The sequence below is a fragment of the Rhodococcus sp. PSi06 genome, assembly GCF_054960675.1.
Window position 1 is genome coordinate 21,443 of sequence record NZ_JBHNYO010000008.1, and the last position, 14,215, is coordinate 35,657.

Below are 14,215 nucleotides of genomic sequence, written 5' to 3' on the forward strand. Positions count from 1 at the left end.
GGTAAAGTGCCTGTTCATGAGAATTCTCGTCACGGGTGGGGCCGGGTTCATCGGCGCGAATTTTGTCCATCAGACCCTCGCGCAGCGTCCCGACTCCCAGGTCACCGTTCTCGACAAGCTCACCTACGCAGGCAACAAGGCCTCCCTCGAGTCGGTGGCCGATCGCATCGACTTCGTGCACGGCGATATCGCCGACGCCGATCTCGTGGACCGCCTCGTCCGCGAGACCGACCTGGTCGTCCACTTCGCCGCCGAATCCCACAACGACAACTCCCTGACCGACCCGTGGCCATTCGTCCACACCAACGTCATCGGCACCACCACGTTGCTCAACGCGGTCCGCGAACACGACGTCCGCTACCACCACATCTCCACCGACGAGGTCTACGGCGACCTCGAACTCGACGACCCGGCCAGATTCACCGAATCGACCCCATACAACCCGTCGAGCCCGTACTCGTCCACCAAAGCGTCGAGCGATCTGCTGGTCCGCGCCTGGACCCGTTCGTTCGGCGTCCGCTCCACCATCTCCAACTGCTCCAACAACTACGGCCCGTATCAGCACGTAGAGAAGTTCATCCCCCGTCAGATCACCAACATTCTCAGCGGCTCCCGCCCCAAGCTCTACGGGGCCGGGCAGAACGTACGCGACTGGATCCACGTCGACGACCACAACAATGCCGTCTGGGCCATCATCGACGGCGGCCGCATCGGCGAGACCTACCTCATCGGAGCCGACGGCGAAGCGAACAACCGCACCGTCCTCGAAGCGATCCTCGAAGAGACCGGCCACGAGCCCGACGCATTCGATTTCGTCACCGACCGACCCGGCCACGACCTGCGCTACGCCATCGACTCGACCAAACTGCGTACCGAATTGGGTTGGACACCAAACTATGTCGACTTCCGCGCCGGGTTGAAGGCCACCGTCGACTGGTACCGCGACAACGAGCAGTGGTGGCGACCGCAGAAGGATGCCACCGAGGCCGTCTACGCGACCAAGGAATCCGTTGTGAATCGTTAGTTGGCAGTCGGCTGTTTCTGTGGTGCCGGGACGCGAGAGTGGCTGTGCACCAGCATGTTGCGGAGTGCTCGCGAACCTGATGCCGCGGCGATCACACCCGCCAGCACTTCGCACAAGGTGAAGACGAGTCGGGATGCGAGGGCCAAGCCCAGGGCGACGCCGGCGTCCATGTACGGCGACAGCGCGGCCACCACCACGGCCTCGCGTACACCGATGCCGGATGGCACGACGACAACGAGCACTCCTGCGCACATACCGAGGGCGAGTGCGCCGATGCACTCGACCAACCCGCCGATCCGGAAGCCTGCGGAACTCGAAGCAAGAATCCACAAATGGGTGCCGTAGAGGACCCAGCTCGCGGCACACCAACCGAGCGACAGGGCGATTTTTCGCATGCTCAGCGGGGACTGCAGCGGAGCGCGACGAAGAAGCTTCAGTGCAAGGTTGACCAGCCGGGTCAGAACGGGTGGGTACGCACAGATCAGCGCGATGGGAACCAACACGATGACTGCCACTGCGGCGACAGTGCTCACGTCGAACAACGCGGGAAGGCCTAGCAGTCCGACTACGAGAGCCGATGTCGTACTCAATCCTACGGTGACGAGAACGGCGACGAACCCCGCTGCTCGGGTGACCCCGGCGCGTCTTACCAACTCCGTCTGCAGGACGAACGCCCAGACGCTACCCGGCAGATATTTGCCCAGTTGGCCCACCAAGTAACAGCGGGCGGCGTCGAACGCCGGGATGGGATACTCCAGCGCCCCGAGGGCGTGCTGCCAGGCCCGTACCGCTGCTCCCATGCCGAGAAACACCAGCAGCGAGGAACCGAGAAGAGACCAGACTTTCAGCGAAACGATGGTGTCTCGAACGTCCGACCACTGCGAACGCACGGCCAAGACGATGGCGACGACAATCGCCACGGTCACGACGACCCGAAGCACGTTGCCCGCGATCTTCTTTCCGCGCGAAGCGGCTACCTCGTCTGTCATTTGATCAGCGGCTTCTTGGCCAATCCCCGCCACCATTCCACAGCTGCGGCGCTGACCCCGCCCAGTGCGGCAAGCTCTGGTAGCCGGGCTGCTGCATAGGCGGACGAGACAACGTCGATTTCAGCGTCATCGTGTCCCTTCCTCGCCATACCGACGGAATTCGAGCCTTTCAGTATCGCTGGGTTGCCGAAAACAGTGGCGAACGGCGGGACATCCTTGGTGACGGTCGACCCCATTCCGACCATCACGCCGGCACCGATGACGAGACGCTGGTGGACAGTGCTGTTCATCCCGAGGTTGCACCCGGGGCCCAGCGTGACGTGACCCGCCAAGGCAGTTCCGGCGGCAGCAACGGTGCCGGCCCCGAGTTGGCAGTCGTGTTCGATCGAAATGCGGTTCATGATGAACGATTCTGCGCCGACGATGGTCGGCCGTTCGCTGCCCTTGTGCACAGTCGTCAGTTCTCTGATGACCGTGCCATGTTCGATCAACACTCCGAATCCTGCGCTTCGCTCGGCGTAGGAGGTGAAGTGCTCGAACCCGAGAATCTCCGGAGGTGTGCCGATGACGGTGTGCGCACCGATCCAGCAGTCATCTTCGATCTCTACCGGGCCCACGAGCACTGCGAATGGACCCACAGTGACACGATTCCCCAGACGCACTCCGTCGCCGATCACCGCCGAGTCGTGGATTCGGCAATCTTGCCCGTGTTCGTTCGACACCGGTTGATCGGCCTCCCACGTCTCGGATGGTTTTACTGCTCCGCTGTAGAAAATAACGTTACTCGCGGCAAGGCTTGTGACCGGGACCTTGTGCCAGGCGATAGTGTCAACGGGCAAAGATGCGAATCGGTACGGTTTTCCGTCGCACCCAGATCGGCCCGAGGGGTATGTCAGTGATTGCAATTTCGAGTGTCGTTTTCGGCGAGGATGTCGAGCGTGAAGTGCTCGATACCCTTCGTTCGGGCATTGTGGCGCAGGGTCCCAAGGTCAAGCGCTTCGAGGAGCAGTTCGCAGAGCTCGTCGGTGCCGGCCACGCGGTGGCAGTGAACAATGGCACGACCGCTCTCGGTGCGGCGTTGGAAATTCAGGATCTGCGGCCCGGCGACGAGGTCTTGACCAGTCCATTCACTTTTGTCGCGACGCTGAATGCAATTCTCGATGCGGGTGCGACTGTCCGTTTTGCCGATATCTCTGCTGACGATTTCAATATCGATCCCGCCGATGCGGCGTCACGCATCACCGACCGCACTGCCGTGCTGATGCCGGTGCATCTCTACGGTCAGGCAGCGAACATGGGTGCGCTCGGTGACCTGGCGAAGCAACACGGTCTGGCGATCGTGGAGGACGCGGCTCAAGCGCACGGTGCCACGTTCGACGGCCGTGGCGTCGGCACTTTCGGTCTCGGCTGTTTCTCGTTCTACGCAACGAAGAACTTGACCACCGCCGAGGGCGGCATGATCACCACCGACGACGATGCCGTCGCCGATCGTCTGCGAGTGCTGCGGAACCAGGGAATGCGGGCGCGCTATCAGTACGAGGTTGTCGGCCACAACTACCGGATGACCGATCTACAGGCGAGCCTCGGCTTGCCGCAGTTGGCCGCCTACCGGACACAGGTCGAGCAGCGTCGTCGCAACGCGGACATGCTCACGACCGGGCTGAAGGACGTAACCGGCCTCACGCTGCCCGCCGAGCTCGAACGCCGCGGCCACGTATGGCATCAGTACACCGTTCTGGTCGACGAGGATGCATCTATCGACCGCGACGAGTTGAGCTCGCGCCTCGCCGATGCGGGCGTAGGGAGCGGGATCTACTACCCGAAGACCGCCTACGACTACGACTGCTACCGCGAACACCCGAACGTCCTCATCGAGGACACGCCGGTCGCTACGTCGGTCTCGCGGCGGTGCCTGAGCATTCCGGTGCATGCGAACTTGACCGTCGATGAAGTCGACACCGTCGTGTCGGCTGTTCGTTCGGCGATGGGACAGTGATGAATCCTCGAGTTGCACTGGTCGGGTCGGGTCGCATGGGGTCCTTGCATGCGAGGGTCATCGCCCAGTCGGATCGATGCGATCTGGCGGTGCTCGTCGAGCCACGGGAAGAGCAAGGTCGGGGTGTCGCCGAGCGCTTCGGCTGCGATTGGGCCGCGGAATTCGACGACCTCTCCGGTATCGATGCGGTGGTCATCGCTGCCGCTACCCCTGCTCATTACGACATCGCGTCGAGAATTCTCGAACTGGGCAAGCCCGTGTTGGTCGAGAAGCCCTTGGCCGCCACGTACGAGCAGAGTGCAGAGCTGGTGGGAAAGGCTGCGGCCGCCGATATTCCGTTGATGTGCGGTTTGCTGGAGCGGTTCAACCCGGCGGTGCGTACAGCACGAGAGTTCGCGGGCGATGTATGGCAGGTCAACGGTATTCGACATTCTCCTTTCGTGTCGCGCATCTCGACGGGAGTAGCGACCGATCTCCTCATTCACGACGTCGATCTGGCCATCTCTTTCGTCGGGTCCGAGCCGAAGTCCGTGGCCGGGGAGTTCGGTTACTTCCATCCCGCATCGAAAGAGAACCATGCCGAGGATTGCGCAGATGCGATCTTGCGGTTCGAATCAGGTGCTGTCGCAACCATTTCGGCGAGTCGCATCAGTCAGCGTAAGATTCGGCAGCTGGCGCTGCTCGAATCGGATCGGCTGATCGAAATCGACCTGCTCCGCCGCGACATCACCGTCTATCGCCACATCGACGACGACATGCCGTCCGATCGAGACGGATATCAGCAGCAGACGATCATCGAAATCCCCACCATCAGGTACAGCGAGGAGCCGCTCTCGGCCCAGCTGAATCACTTCTTGGATCTTGTTGCCGGATCAGGAGATGTTGCTGCGGAGCGTGACTCGATTCTGCCGGCGCACCGCGCTGTGGACGAAGCGACGCGGTCGGCAGCTCACTGATCGACCGGTCGGCGTCGTCTTACGCCGACCACGACCGATTGCGCAAGCGCCACCAGGAGACCGCCTGCGGCGAGTGCCACACCGCCGGTGGTGCCCGGCGGCGTGTACTCGATCGTCGCAGTGTTGCCGCCTTCGGGCAGGACCACCTGAAGTAATCCTCCCTCGGTCGCGCGTACCTCGGCGGGGGCACCGTCCACGGTCGCCGTCCAACCGGGCCACGCGAGCAATGCGAACGTCGCAACTCCGGAGCCGTTGTACTGCAGAGTCTCTCGGGTGTCTGTCTCTGCATCGTCGTCAAGGACGGTGACTCCGTCGCCGACGGCGGACAGTCGCCCATCCGGCCACAGTAGTGGCGTGTTGCGCCGCGCGATGGTGACAACGTCGGAGTTGGTGGTCATCCATCGATCGCGTGGAAGCGCGTCGAATGCGTGTAGATCACCGTACGGTCCACTGTTCTGAACGATGATGGTGTCGAGTCTGAGCGCATCCGCCCACGACACATCTGTTCCGGGTGCCGTTGCCATCAACCGGTCCACTGCGTCGGGGCAAGTCACTCCGCCGTAGTAGTTCAGACACAACGCGTCGACGAAGTCCTCGTAACTGATTCCCGCATAGCTGTTCACCGCGTCCACGCCCGAGGCCTGCCACGTATTGCCGAACACCAAGTCGCCCCATTGCGACGTGGGATCGTCGGTGGGGATGGATTTCGTGTCGGCGATCGCGAAGGTGTTGCCGGTGTACCTACTGTCGAGTCGGTCTTCCAAGAATGCGACTTGGCGAGGGAAGCGCCACGGTGTGACGTTGTCGTTGCTGAGGAACCACGCGTTCGTCTGCAGCGCAAGTGTGGCCACGATTCCCGCGACGAGGACGCCGCCGAAGACGCGTGGTGCTCGAAAAGCTGCGGTGACAGCAGCAATCGTCAGCAGACCGCAAACCAACAGTGCCAAGGCATGGATACCGAGGTCGTCCGGAACACTCGACCACGCCAGATAGAACTGCAGTACCAGTAGGACCGCTGTGAGCGAGACTCGTAGTCTGATCCTCTCGCGGTGCAATCCTGCGCTGGCCGCAACGGCGGTGACGACCAACAGGGGCAGTTGACCGTACTCGATCAGCCTGATGGGCCATCGGAACAGCCACAGGTTCGACGGCCCGAGTAGCAGCACCGCGTAGACGCCGGCGAAGACGGCCAGGGATATTGCACTCTTCTTCAAGTTGCCGAGAGTGCGCCACTTGATCCACGGGCTCAACGGAACGAGAAACCACACCAGGTAGCCGATGGGGACGGTCATGAAGCTGGCACCGAACGACTCGACCATCGGCAGATGAGTCGGGCTGCTGACGTTGATCAGATCGCCCAGTCCGGGCCGGAGGGTTCCGTCGTTGGACACTCCGGACTGGTTTCGCACCGACACATCGGTGGTGAAGGCGAGCGGAAGGTAGACGATCAGTGACATCGCCAGGATCGACAGTCCGCTGATGATCAACGAGGCAATTCTGCGAGCCTTGCCGAGAGCGATGACTTCGGCAATGACGGCAATATAGACGACCCCCACCGCGACGGCACCGTACGGATTGCCGGTCGTCATGGCCATGAAGCCAAAGAAGATGGGAACGATGGGATTGACTCGGCCGAGGGCAGCGGACCGCGTGGACCACCAGACATGCGGGATCCACGCGAAGGCGAACAGGCCTGACGCCCAACTGGAGGCATCGAAGTACAGCGTGTAGCCGGCGAACGGCATCGCGAAACCGGCCACGAACGCCATCGACGTTCTTGCTCCGTACTGCTTTGCCAGGAGATAGACGCCGACAGCGAGAATCGCCATGAACTGCATCTTGACCACGGTGATGCCGATGGCCAGATTCGGAACTGCCGCGATCAACGCGGAATCGGCCAACAGCAGCGGATTGTAGGTGCCGTAGAGGGCTTCGGCGGTGACGTTTCCGCCGGCCCAGAGTTCGGGCAGGAGCGTCGGCCACGATCCCGACAGCAGTCGCTCGCCGATGACCCGCCAGCCTGGTGTGAACGCCGCTGCGCTGTCGTCCCAGTAGTAGAACCACCGGTTCGTGAGCATGGGTACCGCCGCAGCCAGTGCGACGGCGAGGGCCAGAACCGCGGGCGGGAGTATCCGCTCCGCCCAGGGGCGATCTAAATTCACGAAACGCCTTCGTCGGTGATGGTCGGTGAGCATCGGACAGTCCGTTGCAGCGTAGTGTTCGGTCCGTTCGCAGTATCCGACAGGCGCTGAAAGGGTGACGGTGTTCTCTGGTCCCGCTCCGAGTTCGCGGCCGGACGCGGTCGAATTGTCGGTGGTCATACCGGCCCACAATTCCGCCCGAGTCATCGAATCCACTGTCGACGCTTTCGTCGAGTATTTGTCCGGACGGCCGGCAGAGATCATCGTGATCGAGAACGGTTCGACCGACTCCACCGCCGAGATCTGCGCTCGCCTTGCGGCCGACTGGACGCATCCCACCGTCGCGCTGTCGGTGTTGACCAGTGCCAAGGGGATGGGTAACGCGCTTCGGCTCGGCGTCGAGCAGTCTCGCGGTGACAGCGTCCTGTTGACCGCCGACGATCTTCCGTTCGGGTTCGACGATCTGAACGCGGCTGCGCAATGGGCCTCCGAAACCGGGACGACACCGTTGGTGGCGATCGGCTCCAAGGCGCACCCCGAGTCTGCGGTGCAACGCGGACTACTTCGCGCAGTGATGACCTTCGGCTTCACGTCGCTCCGCAGAATCGTGCTCGGTACCCGAACGAAGGATCCGCAAGGAACGTTCATCGTCGACGGCACCCTCTTGCGGGCGGTGGCTCCGCAGCTGATCGAACCGGGCTTCCTGTTCACCACCGAGCTGGATTACGCGGTGGAATTGGCCGGTGTCCGTCCCGTGGAGCTGCCGGTCCGCCTGTCCGAGTCGCACCGGAGCGAGCCCAGCCGGGTTTCTTTCGGGGACGTCGTGAAGATGGCCAGGGGCCTGCTGTCGTTGCGAGGGCGGCGTCACGAACTACTCGCGGCGGCCAGAGCCGGCCGTCAGGCCGTCGACGCCTGAGGCGTGCCGATCAGGGCTATTGCGAGTGACCACTCTCTAAGTTAGAGTTTCGTCATTCTATGACGGAGGTCACATGAGCCCCAGCATTCCTTTCGATGTCGTCATCACCGGTGGCACGGTCTACGACGGATCCGGCGGTCCCGGAGTGCGGGCCGATGTGGGCATCGTCGACGGTGTCGTGCGGGCTGTGTCATCCACGCCGCTCGAGGTGGGCGCGACGACCGAGGTGGTCGACGCCACCGGTAAGTGGGTCACGCCGGGCTTCGTGGACGTGCATACGCATTACGACGCGGAGGTGCTCGTCGGTCCGGGGCTGGAAGAGTCCGTCCGGCACGGGGTCACGACGGTTCTCCTGGGCAACTGTTCGTTGTCGACGCTCTACTCGACGCCGGTCGATATTGCGGATCTGTTCAGTCGGGTCGAGGCCCTCCCACGAGATCATGTGCTCAAAGCGGTCGACACGCACAAAACGTGGACAAGTCCCGACGAGTACATCGCGGCGCTCGAGCGCCTACCCCTCGGCCCCAATATCGCTGCTCTGGTAGGGCATTCGGATCTGCGCGCACACGTGATGGGGTTGGATCGCTCGACCGACCGTAGTCAGAAGCCCACTCGTGAGGAGTGGCGTGCCATGTCCGATGCGCTCGAGCAGGCACTCGATGCTGGGATGCTCGGAATGTCGACCATGACGAACCCGTGGGACAAGCTGGACGGAGACAGGTATCGATCCCGTTCGCTGCCGTCCTCGTATGCGAGGTGGAGCGAATTCCGTTCTCTGCACAAGATTCTGCGCCGACGCGGGCGGTTGTTGCAGAGCATTCCGAACCTGAACACCAAGTACGACATGTTGTTCTTCCTCGCCTCGGGCACCGGTATCGGTCGCACTCCGCTGAAGATCTCGCTGCTGGCGGCGGCCGATGCCAAGGCGTCGCCCTGGATTCACCGCGTCTTCGGTCCGCTGGCCCGGATCGTCAACGGGCCGGGCAAGGGGCAGTTCCGTTGGCAGCATCTGCCCACGACGTTCGACGTGTACTCCGACGGCATCGATCTCGTGGTGTTCGAGGAGTTCGGTTCGGGCCGAGCGGCGCTTCATCTACGAGAAGAGTTGGGACGCAACGAGTTGCTCTCCGACGAGGCCTACCGCCGTTGGTTCCGTGCCGATTTCGAGAAGAAGTTCAGCTCACGCGTCTGGCATCGAGATTTTGCCGACGCCGAGATCACCGAATGCCCCGACGCGTCGGTCGTCGGAAAGAACGTCGCGGAGGTCGCGGCCGAGCGCGGTGTGCACGTAGTGGACGCGTTCCTCGATCTGGTGGTCGAGCACGGCCGAAAGCTGCGTTGGCACACCACGGTTGCGAACCATCGCAAGCGTCAGATGGACAAGCTGATCAACCAGCCCGGGGTGACCGTCGGCTTCTCCGATGCCGGTGCTCATCTGCGCAACATGGCGTTCTACAACTTCGGTATCCGGTTGCTGCACCGGGTGCACGACGCGCAGCGCGATCGCACGCCGTTCATGACCGTCGAGAAGGCCGTGCACAAGCTCAGCGGCGAGCTGGCCGACTTCTACGGTGTGGATGCCGGGCATATCCGGGTGGGTGATCGCGCGGACATCGTGGTCATCGATCCAGCGGGCTTGGACGAGGAGGTGCTGGCCTACCGGGAGCAGATCATGCCGGAGTTCGGTGGCCTGAGCCGAATGGTGAACCGCAACGATCGCGCAGTCACCGCGACTCTGGTCGCCGGCCGAGTGGTGTTCTCCGAGGGCACGTTTGCGCCCTGGTTCGGGGTATCGGAGCGGGCCGGTAGTTTCCTGCGGGCGGGCACTCCCACGGCTCCGCGACGCCGAGAGCGGGTGTGAGTGGCGAGTCAGCAGGAGCGTCGTACCGAGACCATCGGGAAGCTGCTCGATTCAACCATCGCATCGCTCTGTGAGAAGGGCTACGCCGCAACCAGTGTCAGTGAGATCGTCAGCCGCGCAGGAGTGTCGTCCGGCGCCATGTTTCGGCACTTCGACACCAGACTCGACCTGATCGTCGCCGCGGCCGACGAGGTTCGCCGCCGTCAGTTCGTGGAGTTTCGCCACGGCCTGTCCGGTTTCGGAAATGCATCGATCGAGCACTGTCTCGAACTGCTCAGGGCGGCGTGTCGCGCCCCGATCAACGGTGCCTGGTACGAGCTGCTCACCGCTGCCCGCAGCGACCTGGAGCTACGAGAGAGGCTGCAGCCGTTCACCGTTCGCTATCACGAGCAGATTTCGGAACTTGCTCGCACGTTACCGATCGCTGGAGTGATAGAGCCACGGCAGCTGGAGACGGTGATCTTCACCGTGGTGCATCTGCTGGACGGTGAGGCGTTGGCAGCGGTAGTGCATCCGCAACCCGAGCAGGAGGCCATGCGGCTGAAGATGATTGCGCACCTGCTGCGCGGCGGCAGCCTCGATGCCCTGATCGAAGCGGGATGACCGGCTGGACGGTGCGGATATCCGGTGCCGAGCTTCCCGTCGTCGAGTACGGGAACCCGGCGGCGAAGTCCACAGTGCTGCTGGTGCACGGCTATCCCGACAATCGTCATGTGTTCGATCCACTGATCGCCGAGCTCGGCGACGCAGTTCGGGTGATCGCGTACGACACTCGAGGCAGCGGAGCGTCCCGGCTGGGGCCTGCGGCAGACGTGGCCATCGAACAACTGGCGCGGGACGCCTTCGCGGTGGTGGAGTCCATCCCCGGTCTGTCGGGGAGGGTGCACGTCTTCGCCCACGACTGGGGATCGGTCCAGATGTGGGAGGCGATGGCCTCACCACGCGCCGCCGCCGTCTTCGCGTCGTACACCTCGGTATCGGGACCGAGTCTCGATCATCTACGGCAGGTGGCGCGGTCGCGACTGGTGCGTCCGCATCGATGGCCGTCGTTGCTGGGGCAGTTGGCCCGGTCCTGGTACGTCTTCGGGTTCCACATTCCCGTTCTGAGTGGTCGCGTACCGGGGTGGTTGGCACGATTACAGGCAGAGGGCGAGCCGACTCCCACAGTGGCCGACCAACAGCGCGGCATCGCGCTGTACCGGGCCAACGTGCTGCGGCGTGTGCTCAGCGGACCCGATCCGCGATGCGTCGTCCCGACCACCGTGGTGGTCCCGACACACGACCCGATGCTGTCGACGAACCTCACCGAGGGTCTCGATCGATGGGTCCCCGACCTGCGCGTCGAGTACGTCGATGCGGGCCACTGGTGGCCGTACACGCACCCGGCCGAGGCCGCTCGCGTGCTGATGGAGAGGGTGGCAAAAGGGGAGTAGGTGGCGGGCAGTGCGGCGAGCGTCGGACGGATCCAGCGTGGGCTGTGCGACCATGGTCAGTGGTCTTCTTCTCGCTACGGCCACACCTGTGATCGCTCGAACTGTCACTACTCGAACTGGATGGGGTATTTCTCGGTATGGACGGCACTGCTCTCGATCGTCTCGGCTCCTCGGACGTGCCGGCTGCCGCCGGCGGTGACGACGCGGCCGAACTGACAGTCCAGAGGCTCCTGTTCGACGGCCCCTCGCCCCTGGTCAGCGCAGACATGTACAGCGAGGTCCGCAAGGGCAATGCCGAGCGCACCCGCACCGGCATTCGGATCGCCAAGCGCAGCGTCGTACACACCAACAGTTACTTCGGACGGTTCCCTGCCAGTTACTGGCAGCGGTGGACCACAGTGACCGAGGTGGTGTTCCAGGCCACCGTCGCGGGCGCGGGACGAGTGGATCTGGTGGCCACCGACTACAAGGGCCACGAGCGAACGATGGCCAGCACCACCGTCGATTCTGCGAACGCGTCGACGCGACTGTCCGTTCCTGTAGCGACCACGCAGTTCCTCGACGGTGGCGCACTGTTCGTTCGCTTCACCACGACGTCCAGCGAGCTGTCGGTGCAGGACGCGGAGTGGACCGTCGCCGCTCCCGAGAAGCTACGACCCACCTCGGTGGTGATCTGCACGTTCAACCGCGCCGACGACTGCGCCAACACCGTCGCGGCCATGGCCGACGATCCGATCGCTCTGCTGGGCGTCGACAACGTCTACGTGGTCGATCAAGGCACCGATCAGGTGCAGACGCGCGAGAAGTTCCAGCGCGTCGCGGCCGAGCTCGGCGACAAGCTGGTCTACATCACCCAGCCCAATCTCGGTGGAGCCGGCGGGTTCACCCGTGGCCTCTACGAGGTGCAGGGCAAGGGCGGCGATCCGGCCAACGTGATCTTCATGGACGACGACGTGCTGTGCGAGCCCGAGGCGATCGTGCGGATGAACTCGTTCGCCAACATGACCGTCGAGCCCGCGATCATCGGTGCCCAGATGCTGTACCTCCTGCACCCCGACCGCGTGCACGTCGGTGCCGAGGTGGCCAACCTGCAGAAGCTCGAGGCCGGAATCCACGTCAAGAACGCGGTATCGGACAAGAGCGCATTCAAGCGCAAGCGACAGCAGGACATCCGCGTCGACGCCGGATACAACGGCTGGTGGTCGTGCCTCATCCCGTCCGAGATCGTCGGACAGGTCGGGTACCCGTTGCCGCTGTTCTTCCAATGGGACGATATCGAGTATGGATACCGTTCGCGTGCAAACGGATTCGCCACCATCACGTTGCCCGGCGCAGCGGTGTGGCACGCCGACTTCGCGTGGAAGGATTGGGACGAGTGGCACCGCTACTTCAACCTGCGCAACGGCATGATCACCGCCGCCCTGCACATCGAACTCGACGGTAAGGCGCTCGCCAAGCAGTTGTTCACCGACCTGCTTCGTTACCTGGTGTCGATGCAGTACGGCATGGCGTACACGCTGATCAAAGCCGTCGAAGACTTCCTGGCCGGCCCGGAGTATCTGCTCGACGGCGGCATGGACGCGGCCGGTGCCATTCGGCGCGAGCGCGCGGCATACGGGGAAACCAAGCGGCACAACGCCAATGACGTTCCAGGTGTGCGTCCGGCCGATATGTTCATCACCCCGGCCGGCCCGACGCCCAACACCAAACTCGAATTCGCCGTGCTCGCCAAGCGCGTCCTCAACCAGTGGCGCGGCACGGTCGATCCAGGCCCCGTTGCCATCTCGGCCGACGACGCGCACTGGTGGCACGTCTCGCTGTTCTCCCACGCGATCGTCACCGACCGCTCGCAAGAAGGCGTCCGAGTTCGTCAGCGCAACAAGGAACATGCGGTGCAGCTGCTCAAGCGCGGAGTGGCGGCACTCAAGCGTCTGCGCACCGAGACACCCACCGTCGCTGCCTCGTACCGCTCCGCCGTCCCGCAGCTCACCAGTCGCGAGAACTGGGCTCGTCTGTACGGGCAGTAGCTATTTCGAGCGAACCTTGGGTGCCGTGCGAATGCGCACGACGACCTGCTCGTTGTCGGCGGTGTAGCCCAGGTAGTCGAATTCGGTGCCGGTGCGTGCGACGAATTCCGTCCACGCTCGGTACTCGTGGTTGCGCCACCCGGGGAAGTTGAAGTACTCGTCGAACACGATGACGGTGCCCACCGCGAGTCGATCGGCCACCAGATCCAGCACTGTGACCGTCGACGAGTACAGGTCGGCGTCGAGGTGCAGGAACGCCAACTTCTCGTGGTGGCCCTTCAGGAATCCCGGCAGCGAATCCTCGAACAGTCCGGGAACGATCTGCGCGCCCGGTACCTCGGGGATGGTGTCCTGCTCGAACAGGCCCTTCGGGAAGCCCGTACGCCAGGTCTCGGGTAGACCGGAGAACACGTCGAATCCGGCTACGACGGTGATGTCCTTACGCGTCGCCAATTCCTCGGCGATGATCTCGAGCGTCGTGCCGCTGGCAACACCGAATTCGAGCGCCATACCGCGGATGGACACCTCGCCGAGCGCGAAACGCAGCGTGGCGTGTGGCCGGAGGAAGGTCGGTGCCTGCGGCATCATCTCTTCGGCGAACTCGGCGCTCTGCGCGGCCGCCTCTACATCGGAGGCGTACGGGATGTCGCGACGCATCCGCATCTCGAGACCTCGAATGAAAGCGTGCAGGTCGTCGATCTCACGACGTTGACGTTCGAGCAGCTCCATCAACTGCGCCTGCTGATCGCCGGTCTGCTCGGCGAGCTGCGCCGTCTGTTGCGCCAGAACCTCGCCGATTGCCCGTTGCAGTTTCTCCCGTGCCGACGACTTGATGCGATCCGCGAGCGAGCGAGGTTCCGTCATGCGCACAC

12 protein-coding genes are annotated in these 14,215 nt (G+C 63.5%); 8 read left to right on the plus strand and 4 right to left on the minus strand.

Annotation, left to right across the window (positions count from 1 at the left end):
* Positions 1-16 precede the first annotated feature (16 nt).
* Complete coding sequence (gene rfbB / locus ACFI9K_RS11895) at positions 17-1,024, plus strand: dTDP-glucose 4,6-dehydratase (protein WP_462663686.1); 1,008 nt, start codon at positions 17-19, stop codon at positions 1,022-1,024.
* On the opposite strand, the gene ACFI9K_RS11900 is transcribed toward rfbB, so the two are convergent.
* Together ACFI9K_RS11900 and ACFI9K_RS11905 are read right to left on the minus strand one after the other, a co-directional pair.
* Positions 1,021-2,013, minus strand: a complete 993-nt coding sequence (locus tag ACFI9K_RS11900; RefSeq protein WP_462663687.1) for a lysylphosphatidylglycerol synthase transmembrane domain-containing protein — start codon at positions 2,011-2,013, stop codon at positions 1,021-1,023. The two genes, rfbB and ACFI9K_RS11900, sit on opposite strands and share 4 nt — an antisense overlap.
* Positions 2,010-2,735, minus strand: a complete 726-nt coding sequence (locus tag ACFI9K_RS11905; protein ID WP_462663688.1) for a DapH/DapD/GlmU-related protein — start codon at positions 2,733-2,735, stop codon at positions 2,010-2,012. The genes ACFI9K_RS11900 and ACFI9K_RS11905 overlap by 4 nt, the downstream gene beginning before the upstream one ends.
* Before the next feature lie 167 nt (positions 2,736-2,902).
* On the opposite strand from ACFI9K_RS11905, the gene ACFI9K_RS11910 reads away from it, so the two are divergent.
* The gene (locus tag ACFI9K_RS11910) at positions 2,903-4,009 is read left to right on the plus strand and encodes a DegT/DnrJ/EryC1/StrS family aminotransferase (RefSeq protein WP_462663689.1); all 1,107 of its coding nucleotides are present in this window, start codon (positions 2,903-2,905) and stop codon (positions 4,007-4,009) included.
* Entirely contained in the window at positions 4,009-4,965 is a 957-nt protein-coding gene (locus ACFI9K_RS11915) for a Gfo/Idh/MocA family oxidoreductase (protein ID WP_462663690.1), read from the plus strand. The genes ACFI9K_RS11910 and ACFI9K_RS11915 overlap by 1 nt, the downstream gene beginning before the upstream one ends.
* On the opposite strand, the gene ACFI9K_RS11920 is transcribed toward ACFI9K_RS11915, so the two are convergent.
* Complete coding sequence (locus tag ACFI9K_RS11920; RefSeq protein ID WP_462663691.1) at positions 4,959-7,127, minus strand: hypothetical protein; 2,169 nt, start codon at positions 7,125-7,127, stop codon at positions 4,959-4,961. The genes ACFI9K_RS11915 and ACFI9K_RS11920 overlap by 7 nt on opposite strands.
* 94 nt (positions 7,128-7,221) lie before the next feature.
* On the opposite strand from ACFI9K_RS11920, the gene ACFI9K_RS11925 reads away from it, so the two are divergent.
* From ACFI9K_RS11925 to ACFI9K_RS11945, 5 genes are all read left to right on the plus strand, one after another.
* Positions 7,222-8,022: a glycosyltransferase gene (locus ACFI9K_RS11925; RefSeq protein ID WP_462663692.1), complete on the plus strand. Its 801-nt coding sequence runs from the start codon at positions 7,222-7,224 to the stop codon at positions 8,020-8,022.
* 73 nt (positions 8,023-8,095) lie between these two features.
* Positions 8,096-9,883 (plus strand): N-acyl-D-amino-acid deacylase family protein, encoded by a 1,788-nt coding sequence (locus tag ACFI9K_RS11930; protein ID WP_462663693.1) that lies wholly within the window; start codon positions 8,096-8,098, stop codon positions 9,881-9,883.
* Positions 9,884-10,486, plus strand: a complete 603-nt coding sequence (locus tag ACFI9K_RS11935) for a TetR/AcrR family transcriptional regulator (RefSeq protein ID WP_462663694.1) — start codon at positions 9,884-9,886, stop codon at positions 10,484-10,486. It begins immediately after the preceding gene.
* Positions 10,483-11,316, plus strand: a complete 834-nt coding sequence (locus ACFI9K_RS11940; protein ID WP_462663695.1) for an alpha/beta fold hydrolase — start codon at positions 10,483-10,485, stop codon at positions 11,314-11,316. Before ACFI9K_RS11935 ends, ACFI9K_RS11940 begins: the two co-directional genes overlap by 4 nt.
* A gap of 137 nt (positions 11,317-11,453) precedes the next feature.
* Complete coding sequence (locus tag ACFI9K_RS11945; protein WP_462663696.1) at positions 11,454-13,343, plus strand: glycosyltransferase; 1,890 nt, start codon at positions 11,454-11,456, stop codon at positions 13,341-13,343.
* Here the strand turns inward: ACFI9K_RS11945 and ACFI9K_RS11950 are convergent, their stop codons facing one another.
* Complete coding sequence (locus ACFI9K_RS11950) at positions 13,344-14,207, minus strand: TylF/MycF/NovP-related O-methyltransferase (RefSeq protein ID WP_462663697.1); 864 nt, start codon at positions 14,205-14,207, stop codon at positions 13,344-13,346.
* Positions 14,208-14,215: the final 8 nt, after the last annotated feature.